Source organism: Vibrio sp. Y51_MX_L26 (genome assembly GCF_024181935.1).
GTDB classification, from domain to species: domain Bacteria; phylum Pseudomonadota; class Gammaproteobacteria; order Enterobacterales; family Vibrionaceae; genus Vibrio; species Vibrio diabolicus.
In genome coordinates this window covers 877,291-898,229 of the sequence record NZ_JAMZAS010000001.1, presented here as the reverse complement: position 1 = coordinate 898,229, position 20,939 = coordinate 877,291, and the positions used below count along the sequence as shown (strand labels likewise).

Genomic DNA, 20,939 nt, shown 5'->3' with positions numbered 1-20,939 from the left:
CTTCCCATTTAAAAGTATTGGTGGTTTTCATTTTGACTCTAATATATTACTACTAATAGAGAGCAAAGGCTCACTTTTAATTTTTACTATAATATTAGTGAGTTATGATTAATGTTAGTGTTTGTTTTATTAGTTGTGTCTAATTAGTTGGGCGTAATGACATGAAAATACCCCCACTCATCTATGTAAATAAGCAGGGGTATAAGTTTATTTTACTTCTGGGAAGGTAGTGAATATCGTCCACTCATCTTTAACCATCCCTTGCTGGCCGACAACAGTGGCAGTAACGCGGCGGTTTAATGCGTGGCTGACACGATCCATACCCGGCTCTGCTAACTGTGTGTCGCCAAAAGCAATAATTGCGAGGCGGTCACCCGGGATTCCTTTTTCTATCAATAGATCGCGTACATTCTCTGCACGATGGCGAGATAGGTTTAAATTGTATTCTGCGCGTCCTACCTTACTTGCGTATCCTTGTATCTCTATAGAAGTGGTTGGATACTTTTTAAGAAATGCAGCCAACTCATCTATCTTGTTTTTAAAAATTTGGTTAATAAGAGCAGAGTCATTATCAAACAAAATCTTAAGTTGGTATTGCTCTTCTTTATGCAAATAGGTTTCACAACCATCATTGTCCACTTCTGCCCCTATTGGAGTACCTGCGCAAAGATCACGAGCGTTTATCACACCATCTTGGTCCAAGTCGTTTAGGTCAGCAATCTGATTCGCCTTTGGTATAGGAATGTACGTCAGCTCATCTTGTGCGTACGCACTATGATGACTAATTATGATTAAAGCCAGAGTGATTAGAAGGTTCTTTTTCATTGTATTTAGTACTCCACCGATTGAGTCCACGCTTCCGGTATGTCGACGCGCAATGCGTCTAAAAGCTGCCCGGTTGAAGTCAGGGTCCGATATTGTGCGTATTGCTGCGCAAATTGTGTTTCTAAGTAGTTTTTGCGTGATTCAAACAACTCGTTTTCAGTGTTCAGCAGATCAAGTAGGGTGCGCTTTCCAATACGATATTGTTTTTGGTATGCAATAACGGTGTTTGACATGGAATCAACGTGTTGTATTAAAAAAGACTTTTGTTGTTTAGTCAGCTCAAGAGCGCTCCAAGAAAGGCGGAGCTCTTGCTCCACACTTCGGTATGCTCGCTCTCTGAGGTCTTTCGCTTTATTGAGTTGGTAGGCCATACTGTCACTGTTTGCAGAGTCTCGGCCACCGTTGTAAAGGTTGTATCGGACACGGAGCATTGCTTGTGTTTCAGAGTTGAGACCATTTACTCCTCCTACATCATCGTTCCAGCTTTGTTTCGCTTCAAATGAGATGACTGGGAAATAGTTTGCATCTGCTTGTTTATATTGGAACCTGGCAGAATCGACATCTGCGAGTGCTATTTTTATGACAGGATGATTGTCAAAAGCCTGCGATTGGGCCTCGTCTAGAGAATTGGGGATAAAGTTTTGGTCTGCGTGCGGAAAAATAAGGTTAGTTGGTGCTTCACCAACTAAGCGAAAGAATGCTGTTTGAGCGTCTTTATGGTTATTTTGTGCAGCTAAAACATTACTCTGAGCTTTTGCTAAACGAGCTTTAACCTGGTTAAGGTCGGCAACTGAGCCAATTCCTGACTCTGTACGCTTTTTAATATCAGTATAAATTCGCTTATGTGTGTTTAGGTTGCTAGTGGAAAGCGCAGTCAGCTTTTGTGTTTTTACTACATCCAAATAAGCTTTGATGACTTCTAACGCAACATTTTGGGCATCTGCAAGCAACTGATAACGCACAGACTCTGCATCTGCAGAGGTACGATCAATGTCATATAGGGTTTTTGAACCATCCCAGATCAACTGGGTAAGAGTAATTGCCATATCTTTACGGGTCATCTCGGTATCACTCTTACCAGTAGAGTCGGAAGGGTGAATGCTCTCGTAACCGATACCCGCGTCAATATCGAGACTAGGTTTATATGCTCCACGTGATTTATCGATAATATAACGACTACTCATATACTCATTAAACGCACTTTTGATATCAGGGTTCGTTGCAAATGTTGTCGCTATTGCTTGTTCTAAAGTTTGTGCGCTAGAAACCAGTGGTATTAGCAAACCAAAACACGCGATACTAATATTACTTAGCTTCACTAAAATCTCCCCAAATAATTTAACGCCAGTTATTTTTCAAAAATAAATATTAAAGATTACTAATGTTACCCAAGGCAAACGTTTCCCTTTGCTTGCTTTTTCGGAATGTAAGCTGCTATTTCAATGAAAATTTAATGACAAGTTTAAAGAATATTAAAAATAGGTCGCATAACATATGTTTTTACGGTGCAAAATAAAACAAATTTAAAACATGAAAATTATTGATAGGATAATTGCGTGTTTTAGATGGGTTAATTGATGCTAGCTTACGCCCAATTGTGTATATCGCTTCTTGAAAATAAGTCTTATTACTTTTTTAGTTTTATGGACTTTGAGATTTTTGTATTTACTAAATGAGGTATAAGCTCTTGGTTGGACCATCAAAATTAACCGCACAAACCTATGTTGTAATCGGCCTAGATGGTCAAATTAAAGCTTTTGCGTCTAAAGAAAACTTGTTACCGGGAGAAGTGGTCGTTGAATTAGTAGAGGGGAAGATCCAACCTCAGCATGTATATATTGCTGACACAGAAGGTGAAGCTCAAACTGATTCTACCGACAAGCTTGCGAAAATATTAGAGGCCATCGAAAAAGGACAAGACCCGAGCGAACTAGGTGATGAATATGCTACTGAAGCTGGTGAAGTTACGGGTTCAAGTTTGACGGCCTCTGGTACTGTTGAACGAACGGGGGCAGAAGTACTAGCAAGTACTTTTTTTGAAACCGCCGGCGTGACGACAGAGCAAAGTACAACGCTATTTAATATTTCTCGATTCACAACCTCAGAGCTTGGTGAAACTGAAGCGTTGATTGATGGTGAAGATAGAGGTGCCGTTCAAGAAGACGTGACGCTTGGAACTTCTGGCAACCTCAGTGTTACTGATCCAAATACAGGTGAAGCGTTATTCCAATCACAGAATGAGGTTCAAGATAGTTATTGGGGCGTCTTCTCAATTGATGCTTTCGGTAACTGGAATTATCAGCTGAATAATGAGCACGAAGAAGTGCAGGCTTTGGATCATGACAGTGACCCAGTCATCAGAAGTATTACCGTTTTATCTGTAGATGGCACTGAGCATGAAGTTGTGATCTCTATTACGGGCACCGAAGACGCGCCAGTCGTGACGGGCACATTCACGGGCAAGGTGACCGAAGGCAATCTCGGTGATGTTGTGACCGCAGCAGGTACCATTACTATCTCTGATGTTGATAACGGCGACGATCCGATTTTTGCAAACACCACCGTTACGGGCACCTATGGTGAGCTAGCATTGGTGGACGGGAAGTGGACGTATACGCTGGACCAAAGCCAGGTTCAACAGCTGGACGAGGGTGAGCAGGTGCAAGACATCATCATTCTCACGGCGACCGATGGTACCCAACAAAACATCGTGATTGATATTACGGGCACCGAAGATGCGCCAGTCGTGACGGGCACATTCACGGGTAAGGTGACCGAAGGCAACCTCGGTGATGTCGCGACCGCAACAGGTACCATTACTATTACTGATGTTGATAATGGCGATGAGCCAGTGTTCAGCAACACTACCGTTACGGGCACCTATGGTGAGCTAGTATTGGTGGATGGGCAGTGGACGTATACGCTGGACCAAAGTCTGGTTCAAGAGTTAGATGAGGGTGAGCAGGTGCAAGACACCATCACCCTGACGGCAACCGATGGCACCCAACAAAAGATCGTGATTGATATTACGGGCACCGAAGACACGCCTATTGTTGACGGTACGTTTACTGGCAAGATGAGCGAAGGCAACCTCGGTGATGTCGCGACCGCAACAGGCACCATCACTATCTCTGATGTTGATAACGGCGATGAGCCAGTGTTCAGCAACACTACCGTTACGGGCACCTACGGTGAGCTAGTATTGGCGGATGGAAAGTGGACGTATACGCTGGACCAAAGCCAGGTTCAACAGCTGGACGAGGGTGAGCAGGTGCAAGACATCATCATTCTCACGGCGACCGATGGCACCCAACAAAACATCGTGATTGATATTACGGGCACCGAAGACAAGCCAGTCGTGACGGGTACGTTCACCGGCAAGGTGATCGAAGGCAATCTCGGTGATGTCGCGACCGCAACCGGCACCCTTGCTATCTCTGATGTTGATAATGGTGATGAGCCAGTGTTCAGCAACACTACCGTTACGGGCACCTATGGTGAGCTAGCATTGGTGGATGGGAAGTGGACGTATACGCTGGACCAAAGCCAGGTTCAACAGCTGGACGAGGGTGAGCAGGTGCAAGACACCATCACCCTGACGGCAACCGATGGCACCCAACAAAAGATCGTGATTGATATTACGGGCACCGAAGACACGCCTATTGTTGACGGTACGTTTACTGGCAAGGTGAGCGAAGGCAACCTCGGCGATGTCGCGACTGCAACAGGCACCATCACTATCTCTGATGTTGATAATGGCGATGAGCCAGTGTTCAGCAACACTACCGTTACGGGCACCTACGGTGAGCTAGTATTGGCGGATGGAAAGTGGACGTATACGCTGGATCAAAGCCAGGTTCAACAGTTGGACGAGGGTGACCAGGTGCAAGACATCATCACTCTCACGGCGACCGATGGCACCCAACAAAAGATCGTGATTGATATTACGGGCACTAATGATGCTCCTGAATTTGTTAGTGGGAGTAATGACAACTTTGGTCTGGATGCTCAAGGTAAAACCGACATCGATAGTTACCAGTTTAGCGTTGATGAAAACAGTCAATCGGGTGTAATTGGAAAAGTAAATGCATTCGATGTCGATCAGGACAGTCAGATAACGTATCACTTAAACGGTCATAGCGAACTGTTTGAAATCAACAGTCTTACTGGTGAGATCAGTGTCAAAAATGGTGCAAATCTGGACCATGAATCTATCGATAACTACCAGCTAGAAGTGGAAGCTCGTGACCAGTTTGGCGGTAAAGACACCGCTCAGGTCGAAGTGTTGGTTCGTGATATTAATGAAGCCCCTATTGCTGAAGATGATAAGGGCATTGAAAAAACAACCAAGACACTTGACCAGAGCAACTGGGATGATAGCACTGATATCACAGTTGATTATTATGTGATTGATACTCGATCTGGAAACAAGGTTTCTGATGCATCGAAAGCTGATTATGTTGGTGACGGCGACCACAAATATGGCGTTAGTTCTGCGCTAGACAGCGGCTCAGACCGGGTTCAAGATGGTCAGATTCGATATGATGATGCAACTGGACAAAGTGAAGCAATGCGCTTCTCCTTCGCTAATGGTCAGGTTGCCGATCATGCTGAAGTTGAAGTGAAAAACCTATGGACAGACACTTCGAACGGTAGCTGGGAGCCTGGTATTGAGCGCGGTGTTTGGAAGGCTTACTACAAAGGTGACTTGGTTGCGACAGGTGTGTTTGAAGGTACCCTTGGTGGTAATCAAGTAGTCAACATCAATGCAGATGGGCGTTTCTTCGATAGTATTGAAATGTCTACTACCAGCTATAAAGACGGTGTCATTGATCCTAAAGGCTCAGAGTACTTTATTACTCAGGTATCAGCGGACCTGACGACCTTTGATGAAGCTTACCAGACCAACGGCTCAGGCACTTTAGAGCTGGATGTTCTAGCGAATGACAGCGACCCGGATGGTGACGCTCTGACTATTATCGACTATCCATCAGAAAGCTTCCTTAGTCTGCAAGATGGTAAATTGGTCTTTGATGCGGCCAAGTACCTAGAGTCACTGCCAGCTGATCAACAAACCCTGAAAACGGGTGAAGTGAAAGATTATACCTTCGAATACACCATCCGTGATGACGATGGTCTGACTGATAAAGCAGAAGTTACCGTTAGTGTGATGGGTGAGCCTATGTCGCTCAGTGATGCGCACGCAGCATTGGATGAATCTCAAGTTGGTACGGATACTGGCGTACATGCTGAAGGCAACTTTATCGCAAACCTCGGGTCTGCAACGGAGGCTGAATATCACTTCAACGCCGATCAAAACCTAGGTGGTTTCACCAGCGATGGTAAAGAGGTCGTGTTTGAAGTGAGTGCAGATCAGAGCACTCTAACTGGTTATACTGGAACAGGCGCCGACCGCATCAAAGTGGTTCAAGCCAACATAGATAGCAAAACGGGTCATTTCACAGTTGATCAACATATGCCTCTTGATCATGCGGAGCAGGGGGCGGACATGCTGGATATCCGCGCTAGCGTCGAGGTGGATGCCGGAGGTCAGTCTGAGAGTGCCACCTTGCATCTGAATGTAACGGATTCATTACCGTCATCGTCTTCAGCTCACTACGAAATAAATGATGTTGATTCACAAAGTAATAGTGTTGTGATTGCACTTGATGCGTCAGAATCAATGCTCGACTGGGTAACAGATGCAGACGGACAATATGTTACTCGCTGGCAACTTGCTCAAGACTCTATTAAGTCAATGTTTGAGCAATACCAAGATTTGGGTCCAGTAAGTTTTAGAATTGCAACTTACAGCGGACAACCATCTGGCCAGATTTCTGAGTGGCTAGATTCTGCCGAGGCCATTGATGCCTTTATCTCTGGTATACATCCATATGCATCGACGCCATATAACCAGGCCGTTGACCAAATAAATGAAATACTTAGTGACCCAGAAGATGACGCATTGCTTAGTAATACCGATACCCAGCTTTACTTTATCTCAGATGGTCGACCTTCCGATTTTACCTATTGGACAAATCAAACGAACGTGGGAGAAATTCAAACCCGTGAAAACTTGATTAAGTGGTCAACATCAGATGATTTTGAAAGTGAACAGCGTTATCAGGACATAGTGAATGGTCGGGTTCAGCCTACTTCTGAAGAAGAGGGCATCATTCTGCAAAATGCGATGGAAAATGGCATCAGCAGCAGCGGTCAGGATGTTGAAAATATCTGGTCTGTCGGTATCGGTAATGGTGCGTCTCTGGAACATCTGGAGTCGATCGCGACAGATAAAGGCAGTGCTATTGTCGTTGTAGATGATTCTCAGATTGGGGATTTGCTTAGTAAAACGGTCTCAGGCCAGTTGCAAGGCAACCTTCTGGATGACAATGGCGGTGATGCTCAGTGGGTAGATCACATCACTATCGATGGCGAGATATATTACTACAACAAAGTAAACGGTGATGTCACTAACAGCGATGGCACGAAAATATCGGATCATTCTCTGGCGCAGATTGATACCAACCACGGCAAGCTGACCATTAACTTTGAAAATGGTCACTACGACTATCAAGCGAGCAATGTTGTAGGTCATCAACAAGAGAAGCTTGACGTTACGGTTATCGATGCTGACGGTGATACTACAAATAGCGAAGTTACCATTGATATCCGAGATCGCGCACCAGAATTCATCAGTGTCGGTGATACAGACCAAACCCATGGCACCGATGCCAACGGTATGCCAACAGAAGATACAGCAAGCTTTGACGTCGCTGAGCAAGAAGTTGGGGTATTAGTCGGCCAGGTGGAAGCGTTTGATCCGGATGGCAGTGACACCATAAAGTATGAATTGAGTGGTGGTGATGCTGATCTATTCCGTGTTGACTCTAATAGTGGTGAGATTTGGCTGAAAGATGGTGTAAAACTGGATCACTCGACTCAGCAAACGTATCAGTTGGAAGTGTCTGCAAGCGATGGTGTGGATACCGATACAACTCAGGTTATCCTGAATGTCACTGAGAACCATGCCCCAACCTCATCTCCAGTTCAGGGCTTTGCTCAGATGGAAGACTTACCGATCAATAAAGTGACGGTAGTGTTCGACCACTCGAACAGCATGACCCGCACCTTTGACGGTGAAAATACCGTGGGTCGTGAGGCAACCGCACCGAAAACTGAATCGAGAGCTTACAAAGCAGCAGCAGCGTTACATTCCATGGTTGAAAACATGATTGCCGATGGAGGAGAATCAAATACCTATATCCGCCTGGTACGTTTCGACGGAGATACATCCACACATAGCTGGCTGACCTTGAGTGAAGTTGAGTTGATGACACGCCCACCAGAGATGAATGGCCGTGATCCAAACGATTTAAGTTTCCAAAATGAAGTGTCAGAATATGTGCGCAACTGGTGTGACGTAGAATACGGTACCAATACGGATTACGATAAAGCTTTAGAGGCTGTAATGGAGCCTGGTGAGGCAAGTAATGCCGTTTACCCTTGGCAGGATGGTTGGGACTATTTCGGTCCAGAAAAACCGTCTGAGAGTAAGGACACCATATTCTTTATCTCAGATGGCGAACCCAACCCTAGCGAGGGCGCTGTTACTTCTCCTGATCTAGCCGAGCGCTGGGAAGATTACAAACAGACTCATGACGCCAAGGTATATGGGATTGGTATTGCTCTCTCTGATAATGTCAAAGCAGCAGAGGCTCTAGATGAGCTTAGCGACAAAGTGGTGTTTATCGACTCAGGTGAAGACTTGGGGCAGTACCTAAACCAGTTCTCTCCCGATCCAATTGCCGGTGAGTTGCTGGCGGGAAGCCAGGACGCTGATGGTGATAGCATGACCATTTCTTTGGCAGAAGGCGATTTCACTCTGTTGGGCGCAGATCTGCACGGTGTAAGCGTAAATCAGCCGTTAGTTTCTTCAAACAGTGACGTAGATGGTCAACTTCATATCCAGACAGCGTTCGGTACTTTGGAAGTGTCATCCAATGGCAGTTATAGCTTTACTCAAAGCGATGAACTTACTCTACAGGGGGACCAGCAGGCGGATTTGCATTTCTTGTTTAAAGTGTCTGATGGTAAAGGTGGCATAAGTGAAAACGTCTTTACACTTACATTAAACGATTCTGGTACCGATATTACCCAAACTGAGCGCCATGCGTCGGTGGGAGATGAGTTTGCGAATAGCATCACTGGTGGCGAAAGCATTGATATTTTGCTAGGTCAAGCAGGTGAAGATACGTTGAATGGTGGCGCAGGCAATGACATTCTGGTTGGTGGGCTTGGAAACGATATCCTGATGGGAGGCCTAGGCAGTGACATCTTGACAGGTGGAGAGGGTATTGACACCTTCACCTTTACTCAAGAATCACTGGACATGACGTCATCAAGAGATGTGATTAAAGACTTTAGGCTGGATGAAGACAAGTTGGATTTGAGTGACATTCTTGAGTTTGTCGGTGACGACACAACGGATATGGATAACTTGTTGGAACACGTAAGCGCAGACTACGATAGTGCCCAAGATACTCTGAACTTGACGATTACTGGAGAAGACAGCAACACAATGTCCGTGGCATTAGAGAACTTTGATTTATCAGGGTTGGAGCTAGGGTCGTCAGCGACATCTCATGAAATCGTTGATCAGCTGTTCCATCACCAAGTTTTTAGCGTGGATTAATATTACCTGAAGATAAAGTTATTTTAGTAAATAGCACCTGATTGAATCATCAGGTGCTATTTTTTATTTCTGCCGCGGCTAGCTACCGACTTTTTGCTTAACCACTTCAAAAATTAGCAGTAGTAAATGCACTGCTTCGCACTTTAAGTGGTTCTTTGGTTACATGTTTTGATAGCTTGGTCCGCCACCACCTTCTGGCGCTTTCCATGTGATGTTTTGTGAAGGATCTTTGATGTCACAGGTTTTGCAATGCACGCAGTTGGCGGCATTTATCTGAAACTTCAACTTACTCTCAACTTCCACCACTTCGTAAACCCCAGCGGGGCAATAGCGCTGGCTCGGCTCGTCATACATACCCAAATTCACATCAATTGGAATGTGAGGATAAGTCAGAACAAGGTGGCAAGGTTGGTTCTCTTCGTGCTGTGTTCCCGACAAAAATACCGACGAAGGCTTATCAAAACTGATTTCACCATCTGGTTTTGGGTATGTAATTGGTTGGCACTCTTGTTTAGGTTTTAACTGTTCGTGATCGTACGAATAGTCCTTGACAGTCCAAGGTAACGGCTTCTTAACCAGTGGTTGCCATAGGTTATGCTCAAAGGTCGAAAGTGCACCGCCCAGTATGCTGCCAAACTTGTGGATGTTCGCACCAAAGTTACGTGTTTCGGCGAGCTCGTCATACAACCATGATGATTCAAACAATGACTGGTAGTTTGGCTCAGAAGCCCCAGTTTGTAGGGCAGTATGTACTGCTTCTGCTGCAATGATTCCGGACTTCATGGCTGTGTGGCTGCCTTTAATTTTAGCGACATTCAAAGTTCCTGCATCACAACCAATCAATAAACCGCCGGGGAATTGTTGTCTCGGCAGAGAGGAAAGCCCACCTTTCGCAATGGCTCTTGCACCATATGCGATACGTTGGGCACCTTTAAGATGTTGCTTGATAGCTGGATGATGCTTAAAGCGTTGAAACTCGTCAAACGGGCTTAAGTAAGGGTTGCTGTAGTTTAAATCTACGATCAAACCGACCGCGATTTGGTTGTTTTCCATATGATAGAGAAAACCGCCGCCAGTGGTATTTGTCTCGCTCAAAGGCCAGCCAGCGGAGTGGATAACACTGCCAGATACATCCTTGCTGTCAGAGGGTAATTCCCATATCTCTTTTAAGCCAAGCGCGTAGTGCTGAGGTTGCTTGCCTGCGTCTAGGTCGAACCTTTGAATAAGTTCTATACCCAGATGTCCGCGACAACCTTCAGCAAAAAGGGTGTATTTTGCCTTTAGCTCGATACCTGGCTCAAAGTTAGGTTTGGCTTGGCCGTTCTTATCTAGTCCCATATCGCTCGTATTAATGCCTGTCACGGCGCCAGTCTGATCATAATTGATGCTTGCAGCGGCAAAGCCAGGAAAAACTTCCACCCCAAGGCTTTCTGCTTGGTTAGCGAGCCAACGGCAAAGGTTGGCAAGGCTAATTACATAATTATTTTCGCCATTTATCATTGGACGTGGCGTAAGGAAATGAGGGACGCGAATATGGTTTTGCTCAGTAGTAAGATAAAGGAAATGGTCTTGCTGAACTGAGGCTGATAGCGGGGCGTCCATTTCTTTCCAATCGGGGAAAAGTTCATCCAAGGCATTAGTTTCAAAAACAGCGCCAGATAAAATATGTGCGCCCACTTCTGAGCCTTTTTCTACAACGCAAATTGAAAGTGCGTCACCTTCACTATCTTGGCTAAGTTGAGCTAGGCGACAAGCGGCACTTAAGCCCGCAGGTCCGGCTCCCACGATCACGACATCAAACTCCATGCATTCTCGTTCCATCTCTATGCTTCCTTTCTATTATCGTCATCTGCGTGACAGGTTTTTGGTTTCTATACAGAAAACTATAGCTCAGTTGACGTTAACGTGAAGTGAACTAAGCTCAAGTAATGGATCTGACGTGTTATACGAGGCATGACCATGGATGACCGACCATTAGCAACACTTGCCATTGCGGAACATGACAACCAATCGTTGGCTGTAGGGACGCTGTGTGCAATTAAAGCGGCATTTGATATCAAGGATGGTGATAAATCGCTTCCTGTGTCTGTATTGCTTATTGGTTATCAGTGCCAATCGGTTTTGGATGAGTTGAAGTGTGTTAAGGGCGTTGCAGAAATTATCTGGGTTGACGCGAAGGAATACGAGCATGGGTTAGCGGAAAACATTGCGCCTTTGATCTCACAAGTAGCCAAAAATTACTCACACATTCTTTCTCCTGCCAGTACATTTGGTAAGAATGTGATGCCTCGCGTGGCGGCGTTACTCGATGTAGGGCAACTTTCGGACGTGATGACAATCGAGTCTATCGATACGGTGATTCGTCCAATATATGCCGGGAATGCATTGGCGAGAGTCACGTCGAACGACCCCTTTAAAGTGATGACCATACGAAGTACGGCTTTTGATGCCCAAGAGCTGTCAGATACGCCAGTTGTCCCTAAGGTTACTCAAGTCGATACGGTGATTATCAACAAACTTAGTGAGTTTATTTCGCAGCAAACGCCAGAAAGTGAGCGACCAGAATTGCCAGCGGCTAGAGTGGTGGTATCGGGTGGTCGTGCATTCGGGAGTAAAGAGAAGTTTGCTTTAGTCGAACAATTGGCTGATAAGCTAGGTGGAGCGGTAGGAGCGTCCCGAGCGGCGGTTGATGCGGGTTATGTGTCTAATGACCATCAAGTCGGGCAAACTGGTAAAATTGTTGCACCTGAATTATACATTGCCGTCGGAATTTCTGGTGCTATTCAACATTTAGCGGGAATGAAAGACTCAAAGGTGATTGTCGCAATTAACAGCGATCCCGATGCGCCTATTTTTGACATCGCTGACTATGGGTTGGTCGGCGATTTATTTGAGGTGATGCCGGAGTTGCTAGAGAAGCTGTAGATATAATCAGCTTCCTCAAACAAAAGGCTTCCGAACTGGAAGCCTTTATCATTTGGTTTTTACCAGTTACTTTTCGCTCGGGCGTTGCAGGTGTTCTGCAAGCACTTTAGTAAACCTTGCTGCTTCACCACCAGTACAAGCGCGATGATCAAACGTTACGGATAGCGGCATTGCTTTCACCGAAATTGCTTGACCATTTCTTATCACCACTCGGTCGAGTATTCGACCAGCACCAACAATAGCGACTTGTGGAGGTGTGACGACAGGTGTCGCGTAAATGCCGGCAATCGCTCCGAAGTTGGAAAGCGTAATCGTCGCGTGCTGTAATTGCTCTCGACCGATTTTTCTCTCTCTGATCCCTTCAACAGTTTGATCGAGCCAACGACGAACATCTTGTGGCTCGTATTCATCTGCGTGGCGCAATACGGGTACGTACAAGCCATGACGGCTATCTACAGCAATACCAAGGTTAACTGTATTGTGCACGCAACGCGTCATGGTTTCTGCATCAAACCAAGCATTTAAAGCGGGCTCTTCCTGACACGCATGAACAATCGCTTGAACCAGGCGGATACTGATGTCTTCGTTCGGCAGCCAGTCTTCCAGCAACGCTTCTTCTGTAATGGTCACGGCAGCAACGTGCTCGTGTGACTCAGTCATCGAGGACACCATGGTGCGTCGAGCACCTTTCAATACTTCTGTGCCCGGACGCTGTTTTCCGGCTTCGTCGTAAATGTCGGCATCAACGATAAGACCGTTTGGACCACTGCCTGACACGAGATTAAGATCTACCCCAAGTTTTTGTGCCAATAGACGAGCCGACGGTAGAGCAGTAACTAGATTACTCTCAGTCGTGTTGTGATTGCCTCCAATCCAGAAGTCATCGACGTTAACGTGATGTGCTTGATGAGAAACATTGCCGACAACGGTTGCGGCGTCAGCGGTCTCTTTTTTCTCTACCGTTGCCCCGCGCTCTGCGCCAGTTTCGTCAATTTCGAGTAGCAATGCGCCAATATTGACGATATCACCTTCTTCCCCATGGCGGCTGACTACACGGCCCGAGTAGGGGGCGGGAACGTCGACCGTCGCTTTTGCTGTCTCGACAGTTAAGATCACTTGATCCAACTTAACCATGTCACCGACATTAACGTGCCATTTTACAATTTCTGATTCAGCGAGGCCTTCGCCGAGATCGGGTAAGTTAAACGTCTTCATTTCCAATCCTCCACGAGTTCGCGCGCTGCGGTCACAATGTCTTCTTCCTGAACCATGAAATAATCTTCGTTACGGTAATAAGGCATAATGGTGTCCATTCCAGTTACTCGTTTAGGTGGGGCTTTTAGTAAGCACATGGCGTGTTCGGCTGTTCGAGCTAAAAGCTCAGAGCCCACACCACAAGTTTTACTCGCTTCATGAACAACGAGTAAACGTCCGGTTTTTTCTAGTGAGCTGAAAATTGTCGCGGTATCAATTGGCTTAATGCTCGCCAAATCAATCACCTCGACTTCAATCCCTTGACTAGATAAGGTCTGTGCGGCTTGAAGTGACTCTACGACGCATGCGCCCCAAGTAACAAGCGTGATATCTCGCCCCTTACGTAAGGTGAAGCAGGTGTCTAGTGGAAGTGCTTCGCCATTATCAACGACTTCAGATTTTACGGTTCGATAAATGCGTTTCGGTTCGAAGAACATGACAGGATCATTACTTCGAATCGCGGCGAGAAGCAGGCCGTATGCGCGTTGAGGTGAAGAAGGAATCACTACTTTAAAGCCAGCAGTGTGCGCAAATAGCGCCTCTACACTTTCTGAGTGGTGCTCTGGAGCGTGAATACCGCCACCAAATGGCGCACGAAAAACTGCGGGGCAAGTGAGGCGACCGCGAGTTCGGTTACGCATGCGTGCCGCGTGGCACATTAAGTGCTCCATTGCCGGAAAAACAAAACCTTGAAATTGAAATTCGGCGACAGGTCGTAATCCTTGCGTTGCCATACCGACCGCAACACCGCCGATTAACGCTTCAGCGAGGGGCGTATCGATCACTCGTTTGAGACCAAACTCTTGTTTGAGCCCTACGGTGGCACGGAATACGCCACCATTATCACCTACGTCCTCACCTAACACGACAACATTTTGGTCTTGTTGCATTTCGTGGTGCAGAGCGAGGTTTACTGCTTCAACTAACGTTAGTTCAGCCATGTTTGCCTCCCTGCATTCGCATTGCTTTGTTGATGAGCTCATCTCTTTGTGCGTGAAGCTCTTGGGGAAGCGATTCATACAAATAATCGAACCCAGTTTCTGGTGCTTGTGACGGTAAGCTGAGGTAGCGCTCAACTGCCAGTTCCACCTGTTCCTTGCAGTATTCTAGCCATTGTTGCTCTTGTTCATCGCTCCAAGCTCCTTGATTAAGGAGATACGTTTTAAGACGTGCAATAGGTTCGTATTGCCATGCGGTTTGAACATCGTCCTCTTTACGATAACGAGTCGCATCATCGGCAGTAGTGTGGTCACTTAATCGGTAACTGACCGCTTCGATGAGTGTTGCGCCTTTCCCTTTTCTCGCCCTCTCAAGTGCGGTCTTAGTTGCATCATAAACGGCGACGACATCGTTACCATCTACCGTAATGCCCGGGATGCCAGCGCCTTGCGCTTTTTCTGATAAGAAATCAGCAGCACATTGAAGGCTACGCGGCACTGAAATTGCCCACTGGTTGTTATTCACAACGAAAACAAGTGGAATATTCCAAGCACCCGCACAGTTTATTGACTCTAGAAAATCCCCTTTGGATGTACCGCCATCGCCACACATGACTAGCGCAGCTTCATGGTTACCTTGAATTTTCAATGCGGAAGCCACCCCGACAGCGTGCGTACATTGCGTCGCAATGGGGACACAGAATGGAAGATCTCGGCTAGGAATTGGGCTGCCCTCTGGAGCAAAATCACTACCGCGCTCATCACCGCCCCAGTATTGAAGATTCTTCTCCATGCCAATACCACGACACCACATTGCAGGCATATCGCGATAATAAGGGACAAATACATCATCGGCTTTCAGCGCTCTGCCGACCGCAATGCCGATGGCTTCAGCACCTAGGTGCGAAGGGTAGGTCCCTAACTTGCCGGTGCGTTGCAATGCAACGGCTTTGTTGTCGTAAGTGCGAGTTAATACCATATCTCGGTAAAACCCGACCAAAGTTTCAGTGTCAGCCCAGTTGGGTAGTTGGCCGACTAGGTCCCCATGATGGTCGATAAACCGATGCATGGGTAATGCCTGAACGTTCATCTCAAGCTCCTTTTGACGCTGCGTGTCTTTTGGACTGCAGCTGTTCATATCAAACCAGAGTTTGTATGGGTACTCAAACTCTGATATCAGCGCAAAGGCCATACCTAAGGTTGCTTGTGTTTTCTATAGCTGTAGGCATCTGTACGTCCTTTAAACTATTTTCCGATAACACCGCTGCGGCTATTTCATCGCAAGACACAGAGAAACATTTTTTCTGCATCTAACCCTCTAACTAAATCGTGGTATAGCCAGATACAATAAGTGTAAACAAATTGTTAAATTGTGCTTCATTTTGACTTTTGATCAGTAGTAAAGTTTTGCTTACACCCTGATTTTGTAGAGTAATATGCTAATTTTTAATTGTTGGCATTTTTAAACTCGAATTTAATTGCTATTGAATGAAACATATTTGCAACAAAATTTGGCTGTAAAATTTGACAAAGTGAGTCATTATTAATGAATGAACTCAAGTAGTTGTTATGTGTTGTATTGAGATTTTTTGTTGTGCCCGAAACTCCGGCCTTATGAGAATACATAACTTCTTCCCAACAGAGTGGAATCAGGGTAGGGTGACGGCATTACAAATGTATACCCTCGGCGGTCCTTGAGCTTATCAACAGTAGATGGTGCTCAAGTCGAAGTGATTATGGAGAAATTATGTATCACGCTCATGTTTATTTTCCTTTAAGAGAACAAGATAAAGCGCAAGCCTTGAACGAGATCATCCGTCAAGAGCGTCAAGATGTGCTGCGTGTGTTTCCTTTGGTTGGAAGATTGGTTGGCCCACATAAAATGCCGATGTTTGAAATTCACCTAGAGTCATTGAGTGAAGAGTTTTTAGCTTGGCTCGATACGATTCGAGGTGATTTTTCTGTGCTTATCCATCCTGTGAGTGAAGAAGAGTTGCTCGATCATACGGAACGCGCGATTTGGCTGGGTAGAGAGATTGGTGTATTTGAAGAGAAGCTAGAGAAATAGCTGTTCTTCCCGCATGTATGACCGCTTTGAATGCTTCTCCCCTCATCGCGGTCACCGTAGCAAGTTAGCGTTTTCATGTTCGTTAATAAGTCGCGATTTCCTTTTCTCCATTCTGCAGGCCCTGTTTTTGTGTGCTAAACCTACAAGTAGGTTTTTGAGCTTAAGCATCAGTGAGACCATGTTTCTGTTTAGCATGTCGTTAAATAAGTTTTGGCAGCAATAAAATAATAAGTTCAGATAAATGAAATAGGTATAGCAGGGAAGTGCAGTTTACGACCCCAACGCCATTGGCAGTGGAGCCGATAATTTCTGAGGGGGAAGGGTATGTTTTCGATACTCTTGGTCATACTTTCACTGTATATATTTTGGTTGTTGTTTCGCAACGGACCTGCATTCGCCGAGCGCGTCGCTCATCAAAAACGTAACTGGGTTGGACCTACAGCCAACAAAGAAGAATGGCGAGGATATTGTACGGATGTATTTCAGCCGTTCAGTTCTCAAACGACTTTTTACGCCATCGCTTATTTTGCGAATTATATTGCAGCAGCAAATGCGATATCTTGGTCAACAGTATATGAAGGGGATTACCCGATCATCATAAGCCGATTTGGTAGCTACTTTATTTTAAATACTCACGATTCACTAGTGGTTGCAGGGTTTATTGCGCTTGCTTTCTTTATCATCAATTGGCAGCTTGCCATGCACTGTTCTGGTATTCTCAGTCAGTATCTAGTGCGGATTCTTATTATCAATCGAACGCGCTTTGTTGCGATTAGCTTAGTGTTTTGCAGTTACTTTGCGTATCTCTTGACTGTTGGTATTTTCTGGTTGTTCCATGACGGTTATTCGATCTGGCACGGGTTAACGCTTACTCCTGTATTCTTATTATTAGCGTTATTGGTTGCGGTTGTTTTGCCATCTATGAAAAAAGAGAGCAATAAACGTTAGATAGACTTGCCACGTTAAATTACACACGATTTTAGGATAGTAATTCCTATGCCATTAAGTTAGCATTGCCGGCTTTTTAACGGTCTACAGGCCCTTATTAGTGGGAGGAACTATGTTTATCGGCTTTGACTATGGCACTGCAAACTGTTCAGTGGCAAAAATGGAATCGGGTGAGCCAGTAATGCTTAACCTAGAAGGGAGCAGTCCATTTATTCCTTCCACCCTTGCTGCACCGACTCGTGAATCGGTATCCGAGCACTTATTTCGCCATCGAGATATTAAACCATTAGATCAAGTTGGTGAGCAGGTTTTACGCCGGGCAATCAATTTAAACCGAGAAGAAAGTATTGATCTCGAATCTGACGACATTGCATTTGGTCAGGCGGCGCTTAATCTCTATTTGGAAGATCCTCGTGATATCTATTACGTAAAGTCGCCGAAGTCTTTTCTTGGCGCTTCTGGCTTGCGTGACGTGCAATTGGCTTTCTTTGAAGATCTTGTCTGCGCGATGATGGACAATATTAAGTCGCAAGCCGAAAACGATGCGCAGCAAAGTACTACCGATGCTGTTATCGGCCGGCCAATTAACTTCCATGGGCGTGGCGGTGAAACGGCTAACATTCAGGCTGAACGCATTTTGTTGCGGGCAGCGAAACGTGCGGGCTTCCAAAATGTGGAGTTTCAGTTTGAGCCTGTCGCGGCGGGCCTAGAGTATGAAGCGACACTCAGTGAAGACAAAACCATTCTAGTGGTCGATATTGGCGGTGGTACAACGGACTGCTCGTTGATTCAAATGGGGCCGTCTTGGCGTGGCAAAGCGGATAGGGCCGCAAGCTTGTTGGCTCATAGTGGCCAGCGCGTCGGCGGGAATGATCTTGATATCGCGTTAGCATTTAAGCAGCTCATGTTCCCGTTTGGCATGGAAAGCAAAATGGAGTCAGGTATTGTGATGCCGACCACCCAATTCTGGAACCCGATAGCAATCAACAATGTAGAAGCGCAGAGTGATTTCTATTCTCGAGAGAATCTATCCGCGTTGAAGTTGCTTCAAAAGCAGGCTCAAGAGCCAGAAAAGCTTGCTCGTTTGCTAGAGGTGTATCATGAGTCTTTAGGCTACAACATTGTTCGCCGTGCCGAAGAAGCGAAAGTGGCGCTTTCAGAGCAAGCATCTTACCGAACTGGCATCAACTTACTGTCAGAACTGATTGAAGTCGATGTGCAACGAGACGAAATGATCGAAGCGATTCAGTCGCCGAAGAATAAAATGACTGCGTTGGTGACAGAAGCGGTAGAGCAAGCTGGGGTGAAACCCGATGCTATCTTTATGACTGGTGGTTCGGCACGCTCGCCAATTTTGCGCGATGCGGTGCAAACCGTACTGCCAAATATTCCGGTTGTCAGTGGAAATTATTTTGGCTCGGTAACTGCTGGCCTAGCTCGTTGGGCTGAGGTCTGTTTCAAGTAGAAAGAAAACTAATTGCGCTATGGGCGCATTGTTACCAAATTTATGACTTCGCTTAGGCTTATCAAATAATGGTTGGAAGACTTCGCTGAGAGATTGAGTTTCATGCGAGTAGGGAACCTTGTTAGGGTTCTTAAATCTTTCAATATCATTCTGAACAATGAGGGACGAGCGTGATTCAGAATCTATTGTCCGAGCATGCTGTTATGTATATGACTTCGTCTCGCTAAGCGCTACTAGCTGCCATTATTCTGAAGAATCGGGTTATGATCTATCGGAATAATGATTTTTACTAAGCTGAAATAAAAATGCCCGCTAAATCAGCGGGCATTTTTGTTTACGTCATTAATGGTGCATGTGTTTTTCCATGTGACCTTGTTTTTCAACCGCCATTTCTACTTCCACTTTACCCGCGTTTTTGAATGTTAACGTCATAGGGAAGCGGTCACCTTCTTTGAGCGCTTGTGTTGGATTGAAAATCATTAAATGGAAGCTGCCTGGCTTAAACAACACTGAGTCATTGGCTGGAACGCGCACTTCGTCAATCTTAATCATTTTCATCACACCATCTTCTTTCTTATGCGTGTGAATTTCGACATGTCCTGCGATTGGGCTTTCTGCTGCGATCAATGCATCTTCACTGTCACCGTGGTTGGTTAATTGAAAAAAACCACCGATAACAGGTGCGTTTGGTGGCGCTTCGCGGCTCCATGGATGGTCGATATGAATTTTTCCTGCTTCATAATCGTGCGCTAAACTCAGTGGGCTAGCGATGACAGCAATAAGCGCGATAGCGGCGGTTTTCAATGATTTAAGCATGTGTTTTTCCTTTTGAATGAATAGCTTCTCTGAATGGACAACAAACAGAGTCATCGTTATTTTTGAATAAAGTTGTCAATGATTAGATGCCTATTAGGCAGGAAAAACACTCGGCGGAGAGTGCTTAGGCGCGATGTGTTTGTAAACGAGCCTATCGCATTTTGAAAATCGGTAAGGCGTCAGAGCTTTCTTGACTCGGCGCAGCCAATGGATGGTAGTCAGGTATAGCCCAATCGCAACCAAAAGAAAGAATTGAACCGCTTGAAGAAGCGGACACTCAAACTGAAAGCCTTCATGTAAATTAAGATCTTGAATGAGCGTAGAAGAAGGTTGAGCGTTAGCTTCAATCAGCGTATTGATATCCACCCATTTGAAACCATCTGCGGTACACAGTAAGACCTTTTCACTTTGAACTTTGTTAAGCCAGGTTGTGCTGTGAACTTGTGTTGGGTTAAGAGTCGCTGTGGACGCTAAATACAACTGAAACAACACCGCGATAATAACCGCAATAGCGTGCAAGCGATGGTGTTTATGCTGTATTAGAGTGTTTTCCATACAATTGAGTGCTTATCTTCTTCGGCGCGGGATACTAACAAATTAACCAAACAATGTAATTATCAGTTTACTAAAAGGTGATGCAAGTGTGCATTATTTGTTTTATTGCCTATTTTTAACGCTTTAATAGCTTGGCTCTTTACGATTTAAAGCAACGTGTTACGGCAGATGGCATGTCTTGATTAGGCTGGAATTCATAACCTCCAATTCAGCTTGTCTGTCTTGCCTAGTCGCTTTTGAAGATATTGAATAAATCTCTCTTATATGTCACTGAAGCTTCGGTTAGTGGGTGTCGTGGTGGTGTTCTTACGTGCTAGATTTGGCTGATATCGATTCAAAGTGCACACCGAATCTTCACTTGTTTTCCATTAACGGAATTATGACAGTAATTTAATAAAGGATACGGTATTCTGCGCTCCTTTGTACATGCCAGAACGTCCGTCCTACTTA

At 45.5% G+C, this 20,939-nt stretch carries 13 protein-coding genes; 5 read left to right on the top strand and 8 right to left on the bottom strand.

The features are described from left to right. Positions 1-207: 207 nt before the first annotated feature. On the bottom strand, positions 208-825 hold the full coding sequence (locus NL645_RS03790) for an OmpA family protein (RefSeq protein WP_253651227.1): 618 nt from the start codon (positions 823-825) through the stop codon (positions 208-210). 5 nt (positions 826-830) lie between these two features. Then, positions 831-2,144, bottom strand: a complete 1,314-nt coding sequence (locus NL645_RS03785; protein ID WP_005390923.1) for a TolC family outer membrane protein — start codon at positions 2,142-2,144, stop codon at positions 831-833. A gap of 368 nt (positions 2,145-2,512) precedes the next feature. On the opposite strand from NL645_RS03785, the gene NL645_RS03780 reads away from it, so the two are divergent. Next, positions 2,513-9,520 carry a VCBS domain-containing protein gene (locus NL645_RS03780; RefSeq protein WP_253651226.1) on the top strand — a complete coding sequence of 2,336 codons (7,008 nt, stop codon included), beginning with the start codon at positions 2,513-2,515 and terminating at the stop codon, positions 9,518-9,520. Positions 9,521-9,679: 159 nt separating this feature from the next. On the opposite strand, the gene NL645_RS03775 is transcribed toward NL645_RS03780, so the two are convergent. Further along, on the bottom strand, positions 9,680-11,341 hold the full coding sequence (locus NL645_RS03775) for an electron transfer flavoprotein-ubiquinone oxidoreductase (protein WP_253651225.1): 1,662 nt from the start codon (positions 11,339-11,341) through the stop codon (positions 9,680-9,682). A gap of 138 nt (positions 11,342-11,479) precedes the next feature. Here NL645_RS03775 and NL645_RS03770 point away from each other — a divergent pair, with 138 nt between their 5' ends. Further along, the gene (locus tag NL645_RS03770) at positions 11,480-12,445 is read left to right on the top strand and encodes an electron transfer flavoprotein subunit alpha/FixB family protein (RefSeq protein ID WP_182033540.1); all 966 of its coding nucleotides are present in this window, start codon (positions 11,480-11,482) and stop codon (positions 12,443-12,445) included. 66 nt (positions 12,446-12,511) lie between these two features. On the opposite strand, the gene NL645_RS03765 is transcribed toward NL645_RS03770, so the two are convergent. From NL645_RS03765 to pdhA, 3 genes are read right to left on the bottom strand one after another with little or no spacing between them, the layout of a single operon-like run. Beyond that, positions 12,512-13,660 carry a dihydrolipoamide acetyltransferase family protein gene (locus tag NL645_RS03765; protein WP_047009272.1) on the bottom strand — a complete coding sequence of 383 codons (1,149 nt, stop codon included), beginning with the start codon at positions 13,658-13,660 and terminating at the stop codon, positions 12,512-12,514. Next, complete coding sequence (locus NL645_RS03760; protein ID WP_005395620.1) at positions 13,657-14,640, bottom strand: alpha-ketoacid dehydrogenase subunit beta; 984 nt, start codon at positions 14,638-14,640, stop codon at positions 13,657-13,659. Before NL645_RS03760 ends, NL645_RS03765 begins: the two co-directional genes overlap by 4 nt. After that, on the bottom strand, positions 14,633-15,727 hold the full coding sequence (pdhA, locus tag NL645_RS03755; RefSeq protein WP_012842500.1) for a pyruvate dehydrogenase (acetyl-transferring) E1 component subunit alpha: 1,095 nt from the start codon (positions 15,725-15,727) through the stop codon (positions 14,633-14,635). Before pdhA ends, NL645_RS03760 begins: the two co-directional genes overlap by 8 nt. A 657-nt stretch (positions 15,728-16,384) precedes the next feature. Here pdhA and NL645_RS03750 point away from each other — a divergent pair. The 3 genes from NL645_RS03750 (at position 16,385) to yegD (ending at position 19,118) form a co-directional block, all read left to right on the top strand. Then, entirely contained in the window at positions 16,385-16,705 is a 321-nt protein-coding gene (locus NL645_RS03750) for a DOPA 4,5-dioxygenase family protein (protein ID WP_005375836.1), read from the top strand. A gap of 324 nt (positions 16,706-17,029) precedes the next feature. Continuing rightward, positions 17,030-17,653, top strand: coding sequence for a hypothetical protein (locus NL645_RS03745; protein WP_253645101.1), 624 nt, complete (start codon positions 17,030-17,032; stop codon positions 17,651-17,653). Between the two features lie 112 nt (positions 17,654-17,765). Next, positions 17,766-19,118: a molecular chaperone gene (gene yegD / locus NL645_RS03740; RefSeq protein WP_253651224.1), complete on the top strand. Its 1,353-nt coding sequence runs from the start codon at positions 17,766-17,768 to the stop codon at positions 19,116-19,118. 342 nt (positions 19,119-19,460) lie between these two features. Here the strand turns inward: yegD and NL645_RS03735 are convergent, their stop codons facing one another. Beyond that, positions 19,461-19,934 carry a copper chaperone PCu(A)C gene (locus NL645_RS03735; RefSeq protein ID WP_046875325.1) on the bottom strand — a complete coding sequence of 158 codons (474 nt, stop codon included), beginning with the start codon at positions 19,932-19,934 and terminating at the stop codon, positions 19,461-19,463. A gap of 93 nt (positions 19,935-20,027) precedes the next feature. Further along, positions 20,028-20,489 (bottom strand): hypothetical protein, encoded by a 462-nt coding sequence (locus NL645_RS03730; protein ID WP_253651223.1) that lies wholly within the window; start codon positions 20,487-20,489, stop codon positions 20,028-20,030. Positions 20,490-20,939: the final 450 nt, after the last annotated feature.